Below are 22,248 nucleotides of genomic sequence, written 5' to 3'. Positions count from 1 at the left end.
AGCTCCCCGCGTGGTAATCCGCCCCCGCGCCCTTCGCGGGAACGCCTCCGCCCCGTATGACCATTCGGGTCACGCCCCGCGGGGCGGATAAACCGGTCGGCCGTCGCCCGTACGGGCCCGTACACTGGCCGCAGCGAGAGGCATGGATGGGACGAGTAGCGTCGTACGCAGCCAGGAGCGACCCGGGGACGGTGGAAGCCCGGGGGCGAGCGCGCCGCGAAGATCACCCCTGAGCCGCCGGAAGAAAGCCTGGACAGGGGGCCCGCCCACCGTCCGCAAGGCGACTAGACCCGGCATCGCGACCCCAATGAGGGGGCCACGGGCGCACGCCCGGGGCCAAGGAGGGTGGTACCGCGGGAGCCGATCCGGTTCTCGTCCCTCCGACGGAAGTGGAAGACGTCCGCCGGAGGAAAGCCCGCACATGACATCGCCGCAGTACCGCCAGGTACCCGCCCAGGTCGACCTGCCCGCCCTTGAGCACGCCGTGCTCGACTTCTGGCGGGACGCCAAGGTCTTCGCCAAGAGCCTCGAACAGTCCGAGGGCCGCCCCGAGTGGGTCTTCTACGAGGGACCGCCGACCGCCAACGGCATGCCCGGCGCCCACCACATCGAGGCCCGCGTCTTCAAGGACGTCTTCCCGCGCTTCCGCACCATGCAGGGCTTCCACGTCGGCCGCAAGGCCGGCTGGGACTGCCACGGCCTCCCGGTCGAGCTGGCCGTGGAGAAGGAGCTGGGCTTCAGCGGCAAGAAGGACATCGAGGCGTACGGCATCGCCGAGTTCAACGCCAAGTGCCGTGAGTCCGTGACCCGCCACACCGACGCGTTCACCGAGCTCACGACGCGCATGGGGTACTGGGTCGACCTGGACGACGCCTACCGCACGATGGACCCGGAGTACGTCGACTCCGTGTGGTGGTCCCTGAAGCAGATCTTCAACAAGGACCTGCTGGTCCAGGACCACCGCGTCGCCCCCTGGTGCCCGCGCTGCGGCACCGGCCTCTCGGACCACGAGCTCGCCCAGGGTTACGAGACGGTCGTCGACCCCTCGGTCTTCGTGCGCTTCCCGCTGACGAGCGGCCCGCTGGCCGGCGAGGCCGCGCTGCTGGTCTGGACGACGACCCCCTGGACCCTGGTCTCCAACACCGCCGTCGCCGCGCACCCCGACGTCGACTACGTGGTCGCGACGGACGGCCAGGAGAAGCTGGTCGTGGCCCGCCCGCTGGTGGAGAAGGCGCTCGGCGAGGGCTGGGAGCTCACCGGCGAGAGCTTCACCGGCCGCGAGATGGAGCGCTGGACGTACGACCGCCCCTTCCAGCTCGTCGAGTTCCCGAGCGAGGCGCACTTCGTCGTCAACGCCGAGTACGTCACGACCGAGGACGGCACCGGTCTGGTCCACCAGTCCCCCGCCTTCGGCGCCGACGACCTCCTGGTCTGCAAGGCGTACGGCCTGCCGGTGGTCAACCCGGTGCGCCCCGACGGCACGTTCGAGGAGGACCTCCCGCTGGTCGGCGGTGTCTTCTTCAAGAAGGCCGACGAGGCCCTGACCGAGGACCTGGCCGCACGCGGCCGACTCTTCCGCCATGTCCCGTACGAGCACAGCTACCCGCACTGCTGGCGCTGCCACACGGCCCTGCTCTACTACGCGCAGCCGTCCTGGTACATCCGCACGACAGCGGTCAAAGACCGGCTGCTCCAGGAGAACGAGAAGACCAACTGGTTCCCGGACTCCGTCAAGAACGGCCGCTTCGGCGACTGGCTGAACAACAACGTCGACTGGGCGCTGTCCCGCAACCGCTACTGGGGCACCCCGCTCCCGATCTGGCGCTGCGAGGACAACCACCTGACGTGCGTGGGGTCGCGCGCGGAACTGACGGAGCTCACGGGCACCGACCAGTCGTCGCTCGACCCGCACCGCCCGTTCATCGACGAGATCACGTTCACCTGCTCGCACGAGAACTGCCAGCTGGAGGCGTACCGCGTCCCGGAGGTCATCGACGCCTGGTACGACTCGGGTTCGATGCCGTTCGCGCAGTGGGGCTACCCGTACAAGAACAAGGAGATCTTCGAGAGCCGTTACCCGGCGCAGTTCATCTCGGAGGCCATCGACCAGACCCGCGGCTGGTTCTACACGCTGATGGCGGTCGGCACGCTGGTCTTCGACAAGTCCAGTTACGAGAACGTGGTCTGCCTGGGCCACATCCTCGCCGAGGACGGCCGGAAGATGTCCAAGCACCTGGGCAACATCCTCCAGCCGATCCCGCTGATGGACCAGCACGGCGCCGATGCCGTCCGCTGGTTCATGGCGGCGGGCGGGTCCCCGTGGGCGGCGCGCCGCGTCGGCCACGGCACGATCCAGGAGGTCGTCCGCAAGACGCTCCTCACGTACTGGAACACGGTGGCCTTCCAGGCCCTGTACGCCCGTACGTCGGGCTGGGCGCCGTCCGCGGCCGACCCGGCCCCCGCCGACCGGACGGTCCTGGACCGCTGGCTGCTCGGCGAGCTGGGCACCCTGGTGAACGAGGTCACGGCTGCGATGGAGGCGTACGACACCCAGCGCGCCGGCAAGCTGCTCTCGGCCTTCGTCGACGATCTGTCCAACTGGTACGTCCGCCGCTCCCGCCGCCGCTTCTGGCAGGGCGACAAGGCGGCGCTGCGCACCCTGCACGAGGTCGTGGAGACGGTCACCCGGCTGATGGCCCCGCTGACCCCGTTCATCACCGAGCGTGTCTGGCAGGACCTGGTCGTCCCGGTCGCCCCGGACGCCCCGGAATCGGTGCACCTGTCGTCCTGGCCGAAGGCGGACGACGCGGTGATCGACCCGGAGCTCTCCTCCCAGATGGCGCTGGTACGCCGCCTGGTCGAGCTGGGACGCGCGACGCGTGCGGAGTCGGGCGTCAAGACCCGGCAGCCCCTCTCGCGCGCTCTGGTGGCGGCCTCCGGCTTCGAGTCCCTCTCCCCGGAGCTGCGGGCCCAGATCACGGAGGAGCTGAACGTCTCCTCCCTGGCCTCGCTCTCGGAGGTCGGCGGCTCGCTGGTCGACACCACGGCCAAGGCCAACTTCCGTGCGCTGGGCAAGCGCTTCGGCAAGGGCGTCCAGGCGGTCGCCAAGGCCGTGGCGAACGCCGACGCGGCCGCGCTCTCGCTGGCCCTGCGTGAGGGCACGGCGTCGGTCGAGGTGGACGGCGAGCAGATCACCCTCGCCCCCGACGAGGTCATCATCACGGAGACCCCGCGCGAGGGCTGGTCGGTGGCGTCCGACTCGGGCGCGACGGTCGCCCTGGACCTGGAGATCACCCCGGAGCTGCGGGCGGCCGGACTGGCCCGTGACGCGATCCGCCTGATCCAGGAGGCCCGCAAGAACAGCGGCCTGGACGTGGCGGACCGGATCGCCGTCCGCTGGACGTCGGAGTCCCCGGAGACGACCGAGGCCCTGACCGCGCACGCGACCCTGATCGCGGACGAGGTCCTGGCCCTGGACTACGCCCAGGGCGAGGCGGACGACACGTACGGCACCCCGTTCGAGGACGAGGGCCTGTCGCTCGCCTTCCGCCTCCGCAAGTCCGCCCACTGACGAACCCCACCCCAGGGCCCCTCCGGCGACACCTTGAACCCAAGCACACCGGAGGGGCCCTTCCCGTTTCCCGGCACGGCCTTTCAGGTTCGGCCGACGCCCATGTCAAGCCCCTCCGGCGTTTGAGGAGCGGGGTCCGGGGCGGAGCCCCGGTTACGGGAAGGGGCGGGCAGGGGCACAGGCCCCGCGCAGCGGCCCCGCCCCGCCCCGCGAACCGCACCCGGCGGCACGCGGCACGCGGCAACGCCAAAGGGCCGGGCCCCGGGGAAAACCCCGGGGCCCGGCCCTTTGCCTGCCGACGGCTACGCGCTCAGCGAGCGCGAACCGATCAGTTGTCGTCCTCGTCGATCAGGAACCCGCGCATCGGCGACGGCGCCTGCTGCATCGGCTGCGGCGCCTGCGGCCGCACCGGCGCCATGGGCTGCGTCATCGCGGGCGACATCTGCTGCTGGCCGCCACCGTACGACGGGCCACCGCCCATCGACTGGTTGCCGCCACCCATCTGCTGGCTGCCGTGACCACCGTGGTTACCACCCATGGTGTGTCCCATCGCACCCGCACCGGCCGGGGCCAGCGAGGGCGACGGCGGCAGCGAAGCGGCGGCGGGGGTCCGCGGCGGAGCCAGCGAGTCGTCGGCCTGGGTCTCCAGCTGACGCAGCTGGCTCTCCAGGTAGGACTTCAGACGGGTCCGGTACTCGCGCTCGAAGCCACGCAGGTCCTCGACCTTGCGCTCCAGCGTCGCGCGGGCCGACTCCAGCGAGCCCATCGCCACGCGGTGCTTCTCCTGCGCGTCCCGCTCCAGGGCGTCCGCCTTGGCACGGGCGTCACGCTCGAGGCCCTCGGCACGGCTGCGCGCCTCGCCGACGATCTTGTTGGCCTCGGAACGGGCCTCCGCGATCGCCTGGTCGGCGGTCTGCTGGGCGAGGGAGAGGACACGGGCGGCGCTGTCGCCACCGGGGCCCTGACCGGGCTGCTGCATCTGCTGCATCTGCTGCTGCTGCATCTGCTGCTGCGGAGCGTGACCACCCATGGGGCCGCCCATCGGGCCACCCATGGGACCGCCCTGCATCGGGCCGGGGCCGTGCGGACCCTGCGGACCGGGACCGTGGCCGCCCTGGGGGCCATGGCCGCTGGGACCGGCAGGCAGCTGCGGAGCTCCACCGGGCAGCTGGGGGGGACCCATCTGCGGGGGCTGCTGCTGCACCGGCGGACCAGATATGGCGGCGGGCACCGGGGCACCTGGCCGTTCCTGCTGTTCCGGCGGTTTGCGCATACCCTGCTGCTGCTGGTTCTGCGCGGCCGCGCGCGTGGCAGCGGCCAGCTTGGCGCGCAGGTCCTCGTTCTCACGCAGCAGTCGGGTCAGTTCCGATTCGACCTCGTCGAGGAAGGCATCGACCTCGTCCTCGTCATAGCCTTCTCGGAGGCGGACGGTCGTGAACTGCTTGTTCCGCACGTCCTCGGGGGTCAGCGGCATCTCTTCTTCACCTCTACGTAGTCGTCGGCAGTCGGCAAGACCGTATCGTTCACACGCTGCTCGCAAAGTTGCCCACGAGGCTGAGCAGAATGTAGACGATGATCATCAGAACGAAGAAGGACAGGTCAAGTGCCACGCCCCCGAGACGCAACGGCGGTATGAACCGCCGCAGAAGCTTCAGCGGTGGATCGGTGACAGTGTAAGTGCCCTCGAGAACGATCACCATCGCCTTGCCTGGCTGCCATGAACGTGCGAACTGGAAGACGTAGTCCATGACCAGCCGGAAGATCAGCACGATGAGGAAACACATCAGCGCGATATAGACAACATCCAGTGCGACGCCCATGTCCCGCGCTTCCCTCTCCCCTGGCTCTCGTAGCCCGGCCTCCCGGCCGGGTTTGTTCCCGTTGTTCTCAGCTCTGGTTGAAGAACCCGCCCTCTGCGATGCGGGCCTTGTCCTCCGCCGTGACATCGACGTTAGCAGGCGACAACAGGAACACCTTCTGCGTCACGCGCTCAATGCTGCCATGGAGACCGAAGACGAGTCCCGCGGCAAAGTCGACAAGTCGCTTCGCATCCGTGTCGTCCATCTCCGTGAGGTTCATGATCACCGGAGTGCCCTCACGGAAGTGTTCCCCGATGGTACGGGCCTCGTTATAGGTCCTGGGGTGCAGCGTGGTGATCCGGTAGGGCTCCCGCTCGGACACGACCTTGGGCATGATCACCGGTGCGTTCTTCTCCAGGTTCGGGCGTTCAGGTGTGATGGATGCCACGGGTGCGATTCGGGCGGGTCGTCCGCTTTCCGCCGGGAGCTGAACAGGCTCCCGAGGTGCGGGCGGCTGCACCGCTCGTACCGGTTCGTCCCGTTCCCGCTCAATCTGATGCGCGGGCTGGTGCCGCCGCCGGTCCCGCTCGGGCTCCGGCTCGGGTTCGAATTCGTCGTCGGGGTCGAACCCCGGACCGTCGTACCCATCGTCCTCCACGAGGCCGAGGTAGACCGCCATCTTGCGCATCGCGCCGGCCATGCTCCGAGTCCTCCGCTCTGTGGTGGATCGGCATTCGTGTCACCAAGTGCCCGAGATCCACTCCGGCCTGCCCGCTCTGGGCGGGAATGACCATATTTTCTGCTGTGGTCCGACTTGCTTCGCGACGTTACCCGAGCCGGGGTCGGACTCCGAGTACCGCCGTACCGACGCGTACATGTGTCGCTCCGGCCGCCACCGCGTCCTCGAGATCCGCGCTCATCCCAGCAGAGACCATGTTCGCAGCCGGATGGTTCCCGCGCAGGCGGGATGAGATTTCCATCAGCCGGTCGAACGCGGCCCGTTGCCGCCCGGCGTAGGGGCCGGCGAGCGGGGCGACCGTCATCAGGCCGTCGAGTCTGAGCCCCGGAGCCGCCTCCACCGCGTCGGCCAACTCGTCGACCGCGTCCGGCGCGACACCACCGCGGTCCCCGCGTTCGCCGCTCTCCGCGTCGAGTGCGACCTGGATGAGGCAGCCGAGTTCGCGCTCGCCCCGCACCGCCGCCGCCGAGAGTGCGGTGACAAGCCTCACCCGGTCCACGGACTGGACCACATCGGCATAACCGGCCACGGAGCGAACCTTGTTGGTCTGCAATTGCCCGACAAAGTGCCATGCGAGGGACAGATCCGCACAAGCGGCGGCTTTTGGTGCCGCGTCCTGGTCACGGTTCTCCGCGACCTGCCGCACACCGAGTTCGTGCAGAATTCGCACATCGCTCGCGGGATACGTCTTGGTGACCACGATGAGCGTCACCTCTTCCCGCTTGCGGCCCGCGGCCGCGCAGGCGGAGGCAATGCGTTCCTCCACCTGTGCCAGGTTTGCCGCGAGTTGAGTCCTGCGATCCGTCATGCCCTATCAGTCCAACCAGACATATCCGGCGAGCCGTCCTGTGGTGCGGTCGCGGCGGTACGAGAAGTGGTCGCCGGACTCCAGGGTGCAGAACGGCGAGCTGTGCCGGTCGCTCACACCGAGCGCTTCGAGCTGGGCGTGGACTCCGGCGGTGACGTCCACGGCGGGGGTCCCCCAGCTGGTCTCGGACCACGAGGCCGGAACCACCTCGGCGACCTCGGCGCGCATACGCTCCGGAACCTCGTAGCACCGCCCGCAGACGGCCGGGCCGGTGTGCGCGGTGATCCTGGACGGCTCGGCGCCGAGGGCGGTCATCGCCTCCACGGCCGCCGGGACGACACCCGCGACCAGACCGGGCCTTCCCGCGTGGGCCGCCGCGATCACACCGGCCACCGGGTCGGCGAGGAGCACGGGTGTGCAGTCGGCGGTGAGGACCGCGAGCGGCACTCCGCGCCTGGCGGTCACCACCGCGTCCACGGCGGGGATGCCGGAGGCCTCGCCCCAGGGCCCCTCGACCACGGCCACGTCGCGCCCGTGCACCTGGTTCATCCAGACGACCCCGGCCGGGTCAAGGCCGAGGGCGCCGGCCGCGCGTGCCCGGTTCGTGGAGACAGCGGCGGGGTCGTCACCGACCGCGCCGCCGAGGTTGAGCTCCTCGTACGGAACGGCGCTCACCCCGCCCCACCTGTCGGTGAAGGCGAAATGGGCGCCGCCCGCCGAAGACTCCGCGGCCGGGGCCGCGTGCTGCGGACCTATCACTTCAAGAAGTCCGGTACGTCCAGCTCTTCGGCCTGGTTGTCCTGGTAGGGACGGGCCGTCGGGACGTGCGGCGGGGTGACGGGCGGGAGCGAGGTCTCGTTCGCCACAGGTGCCGGCTCGGCCGGCGCCTGGGGCTCCTCGCGCGGGGGCACGGAGCCCAGTCCGCCGGTCTGGCGCACCGGCTCGGCGGCCCGGGCCGGCGGGGCCGGCTCCTCGCGCTTCCCGGCGTTCGCCCCGAGGACGTTCTCCCGGCGGGCCGGGGGCTGTCCGCCGTCGAAGCCCGCGGCGATGACGGTGACCCGGACCTCGTCGCCCAGCGCGTCGTCGATGACCGCGCCGAAGATGATGTTCGCCTCCGGGTGGGCCGCCTCGCTCACCAGCTGCGCGGCCTCGTTGATCTCGAAGAGACCGAGGTCGCTGCCGCCGGAGATGGAGAGCAGGACACCACGGGCGCCGTCGATGGACGCCTCCAGGAGCGGCGAGGAGATCGCCATCTCCGCCGCCGCGACCGCGCGGTCGTCGCCGCGGGCGGAACCGATGCCCATGAGCGCCGATCCGGCCTCGGACATGACCGACTTGACGTCGGCGAAGTCGAGGTTGATCAGACCCGGGGTCGTGATGAGGTCGGTGATGCCCTGGACGCCCGAGAGCAGCACCTGGTCGGCCGACTTGAACGCGTCGAGCACACTGACCTGGCGGTCCGAGATGGACAGCAGCCGGTCGTTGGGGATGACGATGAGGGTGTCGACCTCTTCGCGGAGCTCGGCGATGCCGTCCTCCGCCTGGTTGGCGCGCCGCCGGCCCTCGAAGGTGAACGGGCGGGTGACCACGCCGATCGTCAGGGCGCCCAGCGAGCGGGCGATGTTGGCGACGACGGGTGCGCCGCCGGTGCCGGTGCCGCCGCCCTCTCCGGCGGTGACGAAGACCATGTCGGCCCCCTTGAGGACCTCCTCGATCTCCTCACGGTGGTCCTCTGCCGCCTTGCGACCGACGGCCGGGTTCGCCCCGGCCCCGAGGCCACGGGTGAGTTCACGGCCGACGTCGAGCTTGACGTCGGCGTCGCTCATCAACAGCGCTTGCGCGTCGGTGTTGATCGCGATGAACTCGACGCCCTTGAGGCCGACCTCGATCATTCGGTTGATGGCATTGACACCACCGCCGCCGACACCGATGACCTTGATGACTGCGAGGTAGTTCTGCGGTGCTGCCACGTCGAAGGCCTCTCGCCTCGAGTTACGTGTCGTCGCTTCGCGGTAGTCCCGCCGCGACGACGGATGCCGATTGGGTCGGTCCGAACGCCGACCCAAACCCTAACCTTGAAGTTTAGGGTTACCAGTGTGTCTGCTTCATGGACTCTTCCGAACAGGACACTAAGTCGACAAGTGGCGCACGTTCAACGAACACGCCGAACCTCCCGTTTTTCTTTTCACCCTATGTGATCACCCGTAGCGCTGACCAACCAGGGGGCTGGCCAGGCCAAACGTGCGTCAACTCTTCGACACCGCAGGGGCGGTGGGGGCACTCACGTCGAAGTGTCCCGCTTTGGGAGACGCTTTCATGAGAGCGGTGAGCACCCGCGCCTTCACGGGCCCTTCCTCGCTACTGCCCCACATCACGGTGCGACCACGGGTCAGTTCCAGGACGGCGGAGTCGTACGAGGTGATCCGTACGGTCTCGGTCTCCCCGGCCACCTTCCCAGGAAGGTCACCCGCGACGCGAACCGCTTCCCGCACGAGCCGGTCACTGCCGAAGCGGCGCAGGCTCGCGGATTGATCGGGCATCAGTTCCAACAGCGGTACATGCCCGGGGGCTTTGTCCACGGTTGCGAAGCGCACACCCTTTGCGTCCACTTCGATGAACTTATGACCCTTTTCGATCAGCAGGACCGGTTTCCGTTCGGTCACTTTAAGGCCGATACCGTGCGGCCATGACCGTACGACATCCACGGAGTCGATACGAGGCAACGTCTGGCGCAATCTGTCTGCGATCACACCGGTGTCCACCGAAATGAGCGGATCTCCGACCGGGGCGTTCGCGGCGGCCTCCACCTCGGCCCTGGTCAGGACGTCGGTGCCGGCGATCGTCACCTTCTCCAGCCGCAGCCAGGATGATCCGTAGAGCACCCAGACCGTGGCCCCGGCGGTCAGCACCAGGCCAATTCCGGCCAGAAGCAGACGCATACGGCCGTTCAGCCGGGGCTTCTGCGGGCCGATGTGCGGCGGGCGGGCCGGGGTGTCGGCTCGTTCGGCCCCACCGCGCTGGGCAGTCGTCGGTCCGGCCACGCTCGCTCCTTCGCCGGACCCGGGGCGCACGCCCCGGGTCCGCACCGCCTCACGCCTGGCGGCGTGCGGCAATCGCCTCGTACACCATGCCGACGAGCAGGTCGTCGGCGTCCCGTCGCCCGAACTCCGCCGCGGCACGGGACATCTCGTACAGCCGGTGCGGATCCGAGAGCACCGGAAGGACGTTGCCCTGCACCCATTCCGGGGTGAGCGCCGCGTCGTCCACCAGCAGACCGCCGCCGGCGTTGACCACCGGCTGGGCGTTGAGCCGCTGTTCGCCGTTGCCGATCGGCAGCGGGACGTAGGCGGCGGGGAGCCCGACGGCGGAGAGTTCGGCGACGGTCATCGCGCCCGCGCGGCAGAGCATCATGTCGGCCGCGGCGTACGCGAGGTCCATCCGGTCCACGTACGGTACCGGGATGTAGGGCGGCATCCCGGGCATGTTGTCGATGCGCGGCAATTCGTTCTTCGGGCCGACCACATGGAGGATCTGGATTCCGGACCGCTGGAGCAGCGGCGCGATCCGGGTGACCACCTCGTTGAGGTGGCGGGCGCCCTGCGAGCCGCCGGAGACCAGCAGCGTCGGCAGGTTGGGGTCGAGCCCGAAGGCGGCACGCGCCTCGGGGCGGACCCTGGCCCGGTCGAGGGTGGCGATGGTGCGGCGCAGCGGAATGCCGATGTAGCGGGCGCCGCGCAGCTTGCTGTCCGGGGTGGAGACGGCGACCCCGTGGGCGTAGCGCGAACCGATCTTGTTGGCCAGGCCGGGCCGCGCGTTGGCCTCATGGACGACGATCGGGACTCCGGCGCGCTTGGCGGCGAGATAGCCGGGCAGGGCGACGTAGCCGCCGAAGCCGACCACGCAGTCGGCCTTGGTGCGCTCCAGGATCTGCTCGGCGGCCTTGATGGTGCCGCGCAGCCGTCCCGGGACGGTGATCAGCTCGGGTGTGGGCTTGCGCGGCAGCGGTACGGCAGGGATCAGTGCCAGGTCGTACCCCCGCTCGGGTACGAGCCTGGTCTCAAGTCCGCGTTCCGTGCCGAGGGCAGTGATTCCCACGGTCGGGTCCTGCCTCCGCAGGGCGTCTGCGAGGGCAAGCGCGGGCTCGATGTGCCCGGCGGTCCCCCCGCCGGCGAGTACGACATGCACCGAAATTCACCGCTCTCCGGACGGACGCTTCGTGACGCGCCGTCTCATCGTCTTCCATCTGACCCCGGGCCTCCGCATGGCCAGGGCCGCTCTCGCCGCAGGGTCCTCTCGCGCGAAGGCGATCATGAGCCCGACAGCGAACATGGTCGGCAGCAGGGCCGAGCCCCCGTAGGAGAACAGCGGCAGCGGGACACCGGCGATCGGCAACAGGCCGAGCACCGCACCGATGTTGATCACGGCCTGCGCCGTGATCCAGGTGGTCACGCCTCCCGCTGCGTACCTCACGAAGGGGTCCTCCGTGCGTCCGGCCACGCGGATACCCGCATAGCCTAGAGCCGCGAAGAGGGCCAGTACCGACAGCGTCCCCGCCAGACCCAGTTCCTCCCCGGTGATGGCGAAGATGAAGTCGGTGTGCGGTTCAGGCAGTTGACCCCATTTTTCCACACTCGCGCCGAGCCCGGAACCGAACCATCCGCCGGACGCCAGAGCGTAGATTCCGTGCACCGCCTGCCAGCACGAGTCCCCGGGCCCCGGCTCGGACGCTCCGATGCAGCCGAGCCTGGACATCCGGTTGGGGCTGGTCTTGATGAGCAGGAAGCCGATGAGGCCGGCGAAGGCGAGCACTCCGGCGAAGAGCCGGGTGGGGGCGCCGGCCAGCCAGAGCAGCCCGAAGAGGATCGCCGTGAGAATGATCGCGGTGCCCATGTCGCCGCCGAGCATGATCAGCCCGAGCAGCATGAAGGCGACGGGGACGAGCGGCACGAGCATGTGCTTCCACTGGGCCAGCAGCCGTTTGTCCTGTTTGCGCGCGAGCAGGTCGGCGCCCCACAGGATGAGTGCGAGCTTGCCGAACTCGCTGGGCTGGAGCTGGAAGGGGCCGCCGAGGTAGATCCAGTTCTGGTTGCCGTTGACCGACATCCCTATCCCCGGCACCTGCACCAGGACCATCAGGAAGACCGTGCCCATGAGCAGCGGATAGGCCAGTGCCCGGTGGAGTTTGACGGGCATCCTGGAGGCCAGCAGCATCAGCGCGGCGCCGATCACGGCGGCGAGGAACTGCTTGCGGAAGAAGTACGTACCGGGCCTGGCGAGTTCCAGCGCCTTGATCATCGAGGCGGAGTAGACCATCACGAGGCCGAGCACGGTGATCAGCAGGCTGGACCCGAGAATCAGGTAGTACGCGGTCAGAGGGCGGTCCCAGGCCCGTCGTGCCCGCTCGTACGTCCGCCGTACCCCGGCGCCCCTGCGCGGCCCGGACGGTGTGCCGGCCCCACGGGCGCCTCCGCGCGGCGTGGAGGGCCGCCGGGGACCCGCGGCGGGCCGGCTCCGCAGGACGAGCCCGGCAGGGAGTCCCGGGCCGGCGGGCAGGGGCGGGGTGAGCGCCCGGCTGATCGCCGGGGCCGCTCGTGGGCGGTCGGCTCGGCGCGCGGCTGCGCTCTCGTCGGCCGGCATTGTCGCTGTCCCCTCCACTGCTCGTGCCCGGGGCTGTCACCGGGCGCCGGGGCCCGTGGCCGCGCTGCTCGCGCCGGGTCCCCGGGCGCCGGCTCTCCGGACAGTACGACGCGGAGGCCGGGTCCGTCAGGCGCTCTCGCCGGCGAGCCCGCGGACCGCGTCCGCGAACGCCTCGCCCCGCTTGTTGTAGTTGACGAACATGTCCATCGAGGCACAGGCCGGGGCCAGCAGTACGGTGTCGCCCGGCCGGGCCAGCCGTGCCGCTTCGCGGACGGCTTCGGACATCGCCCCAGTGTCGGTCCGGTCGAGGTCGACCACCGGTACCTCGGGGGCGTGTCGCGCCAGGGCTTCACTGATCAGCGCCCGGTCGGCGCCCATCAGCACGACACCCCTCAGCCGCTTCGCGGCCCCGGTCACCAGCTCGTCGAACGTGGCGCCCTTGGCCAGGCCGCCGGCGATCCAGACGATGGGCTCGTAGGCCGCCAGGGAGGCTTCGGCGGCGTGGGTGTTGGTGGCCTTGGAGTCGTCGATGTACGTCACGCCGTCCACGTCGGCGACGTGTTCGATGCGGTGGGCATCGGGGCGGAAGGCCCTCAGCCCGTCGCGCACGGCGGCGGGCTCGACGCCGAAGGCGCGGGCGAGTGCCGCCGCGGCCAGGGCGTTGGCGATGTTGTGCGGGGCCGGCGGGTTCACGTCGCCGACCTCGGCGAGCTCCTGCGCCTGCTTCTGCCGGTCGGCCACGAACGCCCGGTCGACGAGGATGCCGTCGACCACCCCGAGCTGCGAGGGCCCCGGTGCGCCGAGCGTGAACCCGATCGCCCGGCAGCCCTCCTCGACGTCGGCCTCACGCACGAGGTCCTCCGTCGCCGGGTCCTGCGCGTTGTAGACGCAGGCGACGGTGTTGCCCTCGTAGATCCGGCCCTTGTCGGCGGCGTAACCGGCCATGGAGCCGTGCCAGTCGAGGTGGTCCGGTGCGAGGTTGAGCACGGCTCCGGAGTGGGCGCGCAGCGAGGGTGCCCAGTGGAGCTGGTAGCTGGAGAGCTCGACGGCGAGGACGTCGTACGTCTCGTCGCCGAGCACCGCGTCCAGCAGGGACACGCCGATGTTCCCGACCGCGGCCGTGCGCAGCCCGGCCGCTTCGAGGATCGAGGCGAGCATCCGCACGGTCGTGGTCTTGCCGTTGGTCCCGGTGACCGCGAGCCAGGGTGCGGCATCGGGTCCCCGCAGCCGCCAGGCGAGTTCGACGTCGCCCCAGACGGGGACGTCCGCCTCGGCGGCTGCCTGGAAGAGCGGCTTGCCGGGTTTCCAGCCGGGAGCCGTGACGACGAGTTCGGTGGACTCGGGCAGGGTGTCGCCGTCACCGAGGCGCACGGTGATGCCGAGCGCCTCCAGTTCGGCGGCCTGTGCGCGGGAGCGCTCGTCGTCGCCGTCGTTGACGACGGTGACGAGAGCCCCCCGCTCGTGCAGGGCGCGGGCCGCGGGGATGCCGCTGACGCCGAGCCCGGCCACCGTGACGTGCTTGCCCTGCCAGTCCACGTTGCTCACTTCTTGGCTGCCCATCCGGCGTAGAAGAGGCCCAGTCCGACGATCACGCACATGCCCTGGATGATCCAGAAGCGGACCACGACAAGGACTTCGGACCACCCCTTGAGTTCGAAGTGGTGCTGGAGCGGGGCCATGCGGAAGACCCGCTTGCCGGTCATCTTGAAGGAGCCGACCTGGATGACCACCGACATGGTGATCATCACGAAGAGGCCGCCGAGGATGGCCATCAGGAACTCGGTACGGGAGCAGATCGCGAGGCCGGCGAGCGCGCCGCCGAGGGCCAGCGAACCGGTGTCGCCCATGAAGATCTTCGCGGGCGAGGTGTTCCACCACAGGAAGCCGAAGCAGGCGCCCATCAGGGCGGAGGCGACGACCGCGAGGTCGAGCGGATCGCGTACCTCGAAGCAGGCGCTGGGGTTGGTCAGCGTCTCCGCGTTGGCGCAGGACTCCTGGAACTGCCAGAGACCGATGAAGGTGTAGGCACCGAAGACCATCACCGAGGCGCCGGTGGCCAGTCCGTCCAGACCGTCCGTCAGGTTCACGCCGTTGGACATGGCGAGGATCATGAACAGCGCCCAGACGCAGAACAGCACGGGGCCGATCGACCAGCCGAAGTCCTCGACGAAGGAGAGCCGGGTGGAGGCCGGGGTGTTCCCCTGGGCGTCCGCGAACTGGAGCGAGAGCACCGCGAAGGCGATGCCGACGATCAGCTGGCCGGCCATCTTGGCCTTGGCCCGCAGCCCCAGCGAGCGCTGCTTCACGATCTTGATGTAGTCGTCGAGGAAGCCGACGAGGCCCATCCCGGTCATCAGGAACAGGACGAGCACCCCGGAGAACCGCATCTCCTCGCCGGTGATCACCTTCGCCAGTACGTAGGCGATGATCGTGGCCAGGATGAAGGCGATACCACCCATGGTGGGCGTGCCCTTTTTGCTGCCGTGGGTACGCGGGCCGTCGTCCCGGATGAACTGCCCGTAGCCCTTGCGGGCCAGAAGTTTGATCAGCAGCGGGGTGCCGACCAGCGTCAGGAAGAGCCCTATGGCCCCCGCGAAGAGGATCTGTCTCATCGGACGGCGACCTCGCCCTCGGTCGTCTCCAGCAGTGACAGGGCGACCTTCTCCAGGCCGACCGACCGGGACGCCTTCACCAGCACGACGTCTCCCGGGCGCAGTTCACTGCGCAACAGGTCGACGGCCGCCTGTGCGTCGGACACGTGCACCGACTCCTCACCCCACGAACCCTCGTTATATGCGCCCAGTTGCAGCCAGGAGGCTTCTGTTCCTCCGACAGCGACGAGCTTGCTGACGTTGAGCCGGACGGCGAGCCGTCCGACAGCGTCGTGCTCGGCGAGCGATGCGTCACCGAGCTCGGCCATCTGACCGAGCACCGCCCACGTGCGCCCCCCGGCTGCCTGTCGGGCCTTGCCCATGGCGGCCAGCGCACGGAGTGCGGCCTTCATGGATTCGGGGTTCGCGTTGTAGGCGTCATTGACGACCGTCACACCGTCCGGACGCTCGGTGACCTCCATGCGCCAGCGGGAGAGGGTGCCCGCCCCGGAGAGCGCATCGGCGATCTCGGTCACGGACATGCCCAACTCATGGGCGACGGCGGCCGCGGCGAGCGCGTTCGACACGTGGTGCTCACCGTACAGGCGCAAGGTCACGTCGCTGCACCCGGTGGGTGTGTGGAGCGCGAACGCGGGGCGGCCGTCGTCCGTGAGCCGCACGTTCTCTCCCCGTACGTCCGCATCCGGGGCCTCTCCGAAGAGGAGCACCCGGGCTTCTGTGCGGGACGACATGGCCCGCACGAGCGGGTCGTCGGCGTTGAGCACGGCGCAGCCGTCCCCGGGGAGGGACTCGACGAGCTCGCCCTTGGCCTGGGCGATCGCCTCCCGGCTGCCGAACTCGCCGATGTGGGCGCTGCCGACGTTGAGGACCAGGCCGATCTTCGGCGGCGTCAGATTGGTGAGGTAGCTGATGTGGCCGATGCCGCGCGCGCCCATCTCCAGCACGAGATGGCGCGTTTCCGCCGTTGCGCGCAGCGCCGTGAGCGGCAGGCCGATCTCGTTGTTGAGGGATCCCGGCGTCCAGACGGTGGGCGCCTTGCGCTCCAGCAGCTGGGCGATCAGGTCCTTGGTGGACGTCTTGCCCGCCGAGCCGGTGAGCGCGACGACGGTGGTGCCGAGGCGCTCGACGACGGAGCGGGCGAGGGCGCCGAGCGCCTCCACGACGTCGTCCACGACGATCGCCGGGACACCGACGGGGCGGGCGGCGAGCACTGCTGCCGCTCCTGCCTCGACGGCACGCTGCGCGTAGTCGTGGCCGTCGACCCGCTCGCCCGCGAACGCGGCGAACAGGGAGCCCTGCCGCACCTCCCGGGAGTCGATGACGACGGGGCCGGTGACGGTGACGGACGGGTCCGGTACGTCGTGCGGCTGCCCGCCGACGATTCCGGCGATCTCGGCGAGGGAAAGGGCGATCACTTGGTCATCCCTGACTGTTGTTCTCGTGGGTGTGTACGCGGTCCTGGGGGGCTTGTGCGGCGGTCGCGCGCTCCAGGGAGCGCTCGATGGCCTCGCGCAGGACCTTGCGGTCGTCGAAGGCGCGTACCACTCCGTGGACGTCCTGGCCCTGCTCGTGTCCCTTTCCGGCCACCAGCACGGTGTCGCCGGGCTCGGCCCGGGCGACCGCGGCGGCGATGGCCGCGGCCCGGTCGGCGTCGACGAGCACGTCGCCGCGCTCGTGGACGGGCACCTCGGCGGCGCCGGCGAGCATCGCGGCGAGGATCGCGAGGGGGTCCTCGGAGCGGGGGTTGTCAGAGGTCAGTACGGCGGTGTCGGCGAGCCGGGCCGCCGCGGCGCCCATCGGGCCGCGCTTGGTGGTGTCGCGGTCGCCGCCGCAGCCGAGCACGATGTGCACCCGGCCCTCGGTGACCTTCTGCAGGGAGCGCAGGACGGATTCGACGGCGTCGGTCTTGTGCGCGTAGTCCACGACCGCGAGGTAGGGCTGTCCGGCGTCGACGCGTTCCAGCCGGCCGGGGACACCGGGGACGGCGGCGACGCCGTCCGCGGCGGTCTGCGGGTCGACGCCCGCGACGGCCAGGGTGACGATCGCCGCGAGGGTGTTGGCCACGTTGAAGGGGCCGGGCAGCGGCGCCCTGGCGGTGATCCGCTCGCCCTTGGGGCCCCTCACGGTGAACGTGCTGTCCTGGGGGCCGACTTCGACGTCCTCGGCACGCCACTCGGCGTCCGGGTGGCCCTCGGCGGAGAAGGTGACGACCGGAACGGACGCCTCCTTGACCAGCCTGCGGCCGTACTCGTCGTCGAAGTTGACGACGCCGAGCTTGCTGCGCTCGGGGGTGAACAGCTGCGCCTTGGCCTGGAAGTAGTCCTCCATGCCGGAGTGGAACTCCATGTGCTCGGGGCTGAGGTTGTTGAAGACGGCGACGTCGAACACACAGCCGTCGACCCGCCCGAGCACCAGGGCGTGGCTGGAGACCTCCATGGCGACCGCCTCGACACCTCGTTCGCGCATGACGGCGAACAGGGCCTGGAGGTCGGTGGCTTCGGGGGTGGTGCGCTCCGACTTGATGCGCTCGTCGCCGATCCGCATCTCGACGGTGCCGATCAGCCCGGTGCTGCGTCCGGCACCGCGCAGTCCGCCCTCGACGAGGTACGCCGTGGTGGTCTTGCCGGACGTTCCGGTGATGCCGATCTGGAGGAGACCGGTGCCCGGCCGTCCGTAGATCTCTGCGGCGAGGTCGCCCATCCGGCCGCGTGGGTCCTCGGTGACGAGGACCGGGAGGCCGGTGCCGGCGGCGCGCTCGGCGCCCGCCGGGTCGGTGAGGATCGCGGCGGCGCCGAGGCCCGCGGCCTGGGCGGCGAAGTCGGCGCCGTGGAAGCGGGCACCGGGCAGGGCCGCGTACACGTCTCCGGGGCGCACGGCCCGGGAGTCGTGCGTGATGCCGGTGACCTCACCGGAATCCTGCGGTCCGGCACCGAGCCGGGCTGCCAGCTCTCCGAGGGACGTCGGCCTGAGCCGGTCCGGTCGGGGCGCTCCCGGGTAGTTCACAGGCGCGTCCTTCTGAGTGGTTTGGCACTGATCAGGGTGGGGCACGGCGGTGAGCGTACCGGGCGGACCGGGCCTCTCGCGAAGTGAGGGGGCGGGGTTGCGGTACTTCTCGTTCCGGTTCCCGGGATCAGGGGTGATGGTCGTCACTGAGGGTTCCCCCGAGTTACTCGCCGGGCTTGAAGGACACCGGCAGACGGGCGGGGCCGCTGCCGGAGGGTGGGATCTGGAGGGTCTTCAGGGCGAACTCCATGACCTTCTTGTAGATCGGGCCGCAGATCTGGCCGCCGAAGTAGGAGCCCTCGGTGGGGTTCTGGATCGCGCAGTAGACGGTGATCTGCGGGTCGTCGGCCGGGGCGAAGCCCGCGAAGGACGAGGTGTAGCCCTTGTAGACGCCGCGTACGGGGTCGACGCGGTTGGCCGTCCCCGTCTTGCCCGCGACCCGGTACCCCTCGATGTGGGCCTTGGTTCCAGTGCCCTCCCGGTCGTCGACCACGGACTCCAGCATCTTCGCCAGGGTCTTGGCGGTCTTCTCGCTGACCACCCGGGTGCGCTCGGGGGCTTCGGACGCGGCGTAGTTGCCGTCCGCGTCCTTCGTTCCCCGGACCAGGGTCGGCTCGATCCGGACCCCGCCGTTGGCGATCGTCGAGTAGACCGACGCGGCCTGCATGGCGTTGAGGGAGAGCCCCTGGCCGAACGGGATCGTGTACTGCTGCGAGGTCGACCAGTCCTGGGGCTTGGCGAGGATGCCCGGCGACTCTCCCGGGTAGTCGAGCCCCGTGGTGCTGCCGAGGCCGAATTTGCGCAGGTAGGAGTGCAGGACCTTGTTGGCCTCCGCCTGTGTCCTGCCGAGCTGCCCGGTGGCCAGGATGGTGCCGATGTTGCTCGATTTGGCGAGGACGCCGTTGAGCGTGAGGTACCAGGTGGGGTGGTCGATGTCGTCCCGGAAGAGCCGGTCGCCCCGGTGCAGCCGGTTGGGCACGGTGACATGGGTGCCGGGCGTGGCGACCCCCTCCTCCAGCACGGCGGCCATCGACATGACCTTGCTGGTGGAGCCGGGTTCGTACACGTCCTGGAGCGCGGCGTTGCCCAGGGCCGCCCCGTCGCTCCGCGCGATGTCGTTCGGGTCGTAGCCGGGGGCGTTGGCCATGGCCAGGACCTCGCCGGTCCTGGTGTTCTGCACGACGACGTAGCCGCGGTCCGCCTTGGACTTCTCGACCTGGTCGGCGATGGCGCGCTGGGCCGCCCACTGGATGTCGCGGTCGATCGTCAGCTCGACGTCGGTGCCCGGGACGGCCGGGATCTCCGTGGAGCCCGCGGTCGGCACCGGACGGCCGCCCGCCTGGGCGTACCGGATCTTGCCGTCCTCGCCCTGGAGCTCCCCGTTCAGCTGGGCCTCCAGGCCGCCGCCGCCCTTGCCCTCGGCGTTGACGAACCCCAGTATCCCGGCGGCGAGACCGCCGTTCGGATAGACCCGCTTGGTGGTGGGCTCCTGGAGGACTCCGGCCAGCACGTTGGCCCCGGGGCCGCCGGCGGCCTTGTCCTCCGCCGCCTTCTCGGCGAAGACGGACTTGAGGTCCTTGATCTGCTTCCAGACCTGGGGGGTCTGGCGGCGCGCCAGCACCGTGTAGCGGCTCTTGGGCGTCGAGAGCTTCTTCGCCAGCTCCGCCTCGTCCGCGCCGAGGATCGGCGCGAGCAGGGCCGCCGCCTGCTGCGGCGCGTCGGGGGCCTTGCTGTCCTCGGGGGTGAACAGCTTCGGGTCGGCCGTGATGTCGTGCGCGTCGACGCTGGTGGCCAGGGCGATGCCGCTGCGGTCGGTGATCTCGCCGCGCTCGGCGGCGATCGTGTATTCGAGGTAGCGGTTCTTCTCGGCCTTCGCGGCGTACGCGCTGGCGTCGACGGCCTGCACCTGGAGGAGGCGTACGACGAAGGCCAGCATGACGAGCGTCAGACAGAGGCTGATCAGGCGGAGCCGGGGGCGCGGGCTGCCCAGGCGGATGGACTGCTGGGAGCCGCCGCGCCGCTTCCTGGCAGCGGCCGGGGGCCGGGGGCGCCGGGTCTCGGGACGGGCGGCGGGCCGGGGGCGCCCCGATCCGCTCGCCCCGTTGCGGGGACGCGCGGGGCCGGGTACGCGGCGGCGCGGCGGTTCCTTGGACGGCACTGCGTCACCTGCCGGGGCTCGTCGAGGGAGATGAGGGAGCTGTCGGGGCCGAGGGGGCCGGGGTCGCGGAGGCCGGGTCGGTGGAGGTCGCGGTGGCGGAGGGCGAACCGGACGGCGACGCGGAGCCGGACGGCGAGGCCGGGGCGGAGGGCTCGGGGGTGGCCGTGGGGGACGGTTCGGCGGTGGCCCGCTCGGGCACGCCGCGGACGGTGCCGTCCGGGTTCAGGAAGGCGGGGCTGCCGCCGGGCACCATGCCGAGCTCCCTGGCCCTGCGTTCCAGCGCGTCGGGCTCGGAGTAGCTGTCCACGTCCCGTTGCAGGGCCTGCTGCTCGTCGGTGAGCTCGGTGGTCTCCCGCTCCAGCTTGCTCAGCCTGAACGATCCTTCGTTGAGCGCCGAGTTCAGCAGCAGGAGCGAGATCAGGCCACCGGCGAGCAGCAGCACGACCAGCAGGACGAAGGGGGTACGGGCAGCGGTGCTCGGCCCCGACGGCATCAGCCGGGCGAGGCGGCCGGCCCGCCCCTTCATCTGCTCGGCCGTCCTGGTCACCGCGGCGCCACCGTCCTCACCGGCGTCCGGCCGGACCGGCGGGGCGCGCTCATCGCTCCTCCTCGCGGATCCGCTGGGCGCCGCGCAGCCGGGCGGGTGCGGCGCGCCGGTTCTCGGCGACCTCTTCCTCGGTGGGCAGTTCGGCGCCGCGGGTCAGGAGTTTCAGCCGGGGCTGGTAGCGCTCGGGGACGACGGGCAGTCCCGGCGGGGCGGTGTTGGCCGCACCGGCCGCGAAGACCTGCTTGACGAGCCGGTCCTCCAGCGAGTGGTAGGAGAGGACGGCGATACGGCCGCCGACGGCGAGGCTCTGCACGGCGGCCGGAACGGCCCGCTCCAGGACGGTGAGTTCGCCGTTGACCTCGATGCGCAGGGCCTGGAAGGTGCGCTTGGCCGGATTGCCACCGGTGCGCTTGGCGGCCTGCGGCAGGGAGTCGCGGATCAGTTCGACGAGTCGGGCGCTGTTGGTGAAGGGCTCCTTCTCCCGTTCGCGCACGATGGCCGAGACGATGCGCTTGGCCTGCTTCTCCTCGCCGTACGCGCGCAGGATCCGCACGAGTTCGCCCGGCGGGTAGGTGTTGAGGACCTCGGCCGCGCCGATGCCGGTCGTCTGGTCCATGCGCATGTCGAGCGGCGCGTCCTGGGCGTAGGCGAAGCCGCGGTCGGCCTCGTCCAGCTGCATGGAGGAGACGCCGAGGTCGAACAGGACACCCTGGACCTTGGCGATTCCCAGCCTTTCGAGGACCTCGGGCAGTTCGTCGTAGACGGCGTGCACCAGGGTGGCCCGGTCGCCGTAGGGGGCGAGGCGCTCCCCGGAGAGGCGCAGCGCCTCCTTGTCACGGTCGAGGGCGACGAGTCTCGCCTCGGGGAAGGCGGCGAGCAGGGCCTCGCTGTGCCCGCCGAGCCCGAGGGTGCAGTCCACGACCACGGGGGGCTGCGGTCCCGTCGCCTCCAGAGCCGGGGCCAACAGGTCCAGGCATCGCTGGAGCATCACCGGGACATGTCGGGTCTGGCTCAAAGCGCCCTCTCAGGCTCTGTCCCGTGATGGCCGCACGTGCGGTCTGGTCCCCGCCCGCTCGGAAGGGGAGGTCCGCCGGCGCCGGGGAAGGAGGCGTCGGCCGACCGGCGAGCGGGAGAGGGCCGGGCCGCATGTACGCCGCACATCACGGGAGCTCGAAACATATAAAAATATGCAGTATGTGCAGGCGTGTCGGTAACTTCGCGTCACTTTAGTCCACCCTGCCATTCGATCCATTCCCGATCAACGAACCGCGCAGCGCGTCGGACGGTCGCTCCGCACCGGGAACCTCACCCGATCGGATGTATGGGTGTGAGGCTTGTGGGTTACCTCACACGAAGCCTTGTTGACGTTCTTTG

General features: G+C 70.4%; 17 protein-coding genes. 1 reads left to right on the top strand and 16 read right to left on the bottom strand.

What is annotated here, in order from left to right; translation table 11 throughout:
• Window positions 1-421: 421 nt before the first annotated feature.
• The gene (gene ileS, locus ACWCQM_RS19145) at window positions 422-3,571 is read left to right on the top strand and encodes an isoleucine--tRNA ligase (RefSeq protein ID WP_450916362.1); all 3,150 of its coding nucleotides are present in this window, start codon (window positions 422-424) and stop codon (window positions 3,569-3,571) included.
• Between the two features lie 328 nt (window positions 3,572-3,899).
• On the opposite strand, the gene ACWCQM_RS19140 is transcribed toward ileS, so the two are convergent.
• The 16 genes from ACWCQM_RS19140 to rsmH all read right to left on the bottom strand — a co-directional run bounded on the left by ACWCQM_RS19140 (window position 3,900) and on the right by rsmH (window position 21,889).
• On the bottom strand, window positions 3,900-5,045 hold the full coding sequence (locus tag ACWCQM_RS19140) for a DivIVA domain-containing protein (RefSeq protein ID WP_450916361.1): 1,146 nt from the start codon (window positions 5,043-5,045) through the stop codon (window positions 3,900-3,902).
• Between the two features lie 49 nt (window positions 5,046-5,094).
• A complete protein-coding gene (locus ACWCQM_RS19135) occupies window positions 5,095-5,391 on the bottom strand; it encodes a YggT family protein (RefSeq protein WP_073747700.1) in 297 nt (98 codons plus the stop codon).
• 67 nt (window positions 5,392-5,458) lie between these two features.
• On the bottom strand, window positions 5,459-6,070 hold the full coding sequence (locus ACWCQM_RS19130) for a cell division protein SepF (protein WP_450916360.1): 612 nt from the start codon (window positions 6,068-6,070) through the stop codon (window positions 5,459-5,461).
• Window positions 6,071-6,197: 127 nt separating this feature from the next.
• A complete protein-coding gene (locus ACWCQM_RS19125; RefSeq protein ID WP_450916359.1) occupies window positions 6,198-6,917 on the bottom strand; it encodes a YggS family pyridoxal phosphate-dependent enzyme in 720 nt (239 codons plus the stop codon).
• Between the two features lie 6 nt (window positions 6,918-6,923).
• The gene (pgeF, locus tag ACWCQM_RS19120) at window positions 6,924-7,676 is read right to left on the bottom strand and encodes a peptidoglycan editing factor PgeF (protein WP_450916358.1); all 753 of its coding nucleotides are present in this window, start codon (window positions 7,674-7,676) and stop codon (window positions 6,924-6,926) included.
• Window positions 7,673-8,887, bottom strand: coding sequence for a cell division protein FtsZ (gene ftsZ, locus ACWCQM_RS19115; protein ID WP_450916357.1), 1,215 nt, complete (start codon window positions 8,885-8,887; stop codon window positions 7,673-7,675). The genes pgeF and ftsZ overlap by 4 nt, the downstream gene beginning before the upstream one ends.
• A gap of 276 nt (window positions 8,888-9,163) precedes the next feature.
• The gene (locus tag ACWCQM_RS19110) at window positions 9,164-9,958 is read right to left on the bottom strand and encodes a cell division protein FtsQ/DivIB (protein WP_450916356.1); all 795 of its coding nucleotides are present in this window, start codon (window positions 9,956-9,958) and stop codon (window positions 9,164-9,166) included.
• Window positions 9,959-10,007: 49 nt separating this feature from the next.
• Window positions 10,008-11,102 (bottom strand): undecaprenyldiphospho-muramoylpentapeptide beta-N-acetylglucosaminyltransferase, encoded by a 1,095-nt coding sequence (gene murG / locus ACWCQM_RS19105; protein ID WP_145802162.1) that lies wholly within the window; start codon window positions 11,100-11,102, stop codon window positions 10,008-10,010.
• 6 nt (window positions 11,103-11,108) lie between these two features.
• The gene (ftsW, locus tag ACWCQM_RS19100) at window positions 11,109-12,554 is read right to left on the bottom strand and encodes a putative lipid II flippase FtsW (RefSeq protein WP_450916355.1); all 1,446 of its coding nucleotides are present in this window, start codon (window positions 12,552-12,554) and stop codon (window positions 11,109-11,111) included.
• A gap of 126 nt (window positions 12,555-12,680) precedes the next feature.
• Entirely contained in the window at window positions 12,681-14,114 is a 1,434-nt protein-coding gene (gene murD / locus ACWCQM_RS19095; protein WP_450916354.1) for a UDP-N-acetylmuramoyl-L-alanine--D-glutamate ligase, read from the bottom strand.
• Window positions 14,096-15,166 carry a phospho-N-acetylmuramoyl-pentapeptide-transferase gene (gene mraY / locus ACWCQM_RS19090; protein WP_073747692.1) on the bottom strand — a complete coding sequence of 357 codons (1,071 nt, stop codon included), beginning with the start codon at window positions 15,164-15,166 and terminating at the stop codon, window positions 14,096-14,098. Before mraY ends, murD begins: the two co-directional genes overlap by 19 nt.
• Window positions 15,163-16,581, bottom strand: coding sequence for a UDP-N-acetylmuramoyl-tripeptide--D-alanyl-D-alanine ligase (locus ACWCQM_RS19085; RefSeq protein WP_450916353.1), 1,419 nt, complete (start codon window positions 16,579-16,581; stop codon window positions 15,163-15,165). The genes mraY and ACWCQM_RS19085 overlap by 4 nt, the downstream gene beginning before the upstream one ends.
• A gap of 4 nt (window positions 16,582-16,585) precedes the next feature.
• Window positions 16,586-18,316 (bottom strand): UDP-N-acetylmuramoyl-L-alanyl-D-glutamate--2,6-diaminopimelate ligase, encoded by a 1,731-nt coding sequence (locus ACWCQM_RS19080; protein WP_450916352.1) that lies wholly within the window; start codon window positions 18,314-18,316, stop codon window positions 16,586-16,588.
• A 16-nt stretch (window positions 18,317-18,332) separates the two neighbouring features.
• A complete protein-coding gene (locus ACWCQM_RS19075) occupies window positions 18,333-20,327 on the bottom strand; it encodes a peptidoglycan D,D-transpeptidase FtsI family protein (protein WP_450916351.1) in 1,995 nt (664 codons plus the stop codon).
• A gap of 4 nt (window positions 20,328-20,331) precedes the next feature.
• The gene (locus ACWCQM_RS19070) at window positions 20,332-20,874 is read right to left on the bottom strand and encodes an FtsB family cell division protein (protein ID WP_450916350.1); all 543 of its coding nucleotides are present in this window, start codon (window positions 20,872-20,874) and stop codon (window positions 20,332-20,334) included.
• A 49-nt stretch (window positions 20,875-20,923) separates the two neighbouring features.
• Window positions 20,924-21,889, bottom strand: a complete 966-nt coding sequence (rsmH, locus tag ACWCQM_RS19065; protein ID WP_450916349.1) for a 16S rRNA (cytosine(1402)-N(4))-methyltransferase RsmH — start codon at window positions 21,887-21,889, stop codon at window positions 20,924-20,926.
• Between the last annotated feature and the right edge of the window lie 359 nt (window positions 21,890-22,248).

The organism is Streptomyces sp. NPDC002125 (genome assembly GCF_053593715.1).
Note: the sequence above shows the minus strand (reverse complement) of the source record. Positions and strands in the feature narration are given on the sequence as shown.

Coding starts and splice junctions, on each gene's coding strand:
- ileS (WP_450916362.1), top strand. CDS start 422: ATGACATCGCCGCAGTACCGCCAGGTACCCGCCCAGGTCGACCTGCCC.
- ACWCQM_RS19140 (WP_450916361.1), bottom strand. CDS start 5,045: ATGCCGCTGACCCCCGAGGACGTGCGGAACAAGCAGTTCACGACCGTC.
- ACWCQM_RS19135 (WP_073747700.1), bottom strand. CDS start 5,391: ATGGGCGTCGCACTGGATGTTGTCTATATCGCGCTGATGTGTTTCCTC.
- ACWCQM_RS19130 (WP_450916360.1), bottom strand. CDS start 6,070: ATGGCCGGCGCGATGCGCAAGATGGCGGTCTACCTCGGCCTCGTGGAG.
- ACWCQM_RS19125 (WP_450916359.1), bottom strand. CDS start 6,917: ATGACGGATCGCAGGACTCAACTCGCGGCAAACCTGGCACAGGTGGAG.
- ftsW (WP_450916355.1), bottom strand. CDS start 12,554: ATGCCGGCCGACGAGAGCGCAGCCGCGCGCCGAGCCGACCGCCCACGA.
- murD (WP_450916354.1), bottom strand. CDS start 14,114: ATGGGCAGCCAAGAAGTGAGCAACGTGGACTGGCAGGGCAAGCACGTC.
- mraY (WP_073747692.1), bottom strand. CDS start 15,166: ATGAGACAGATCCTCTTCGCGGGGGCCATAGGGCTCTTCCTGACGCTG.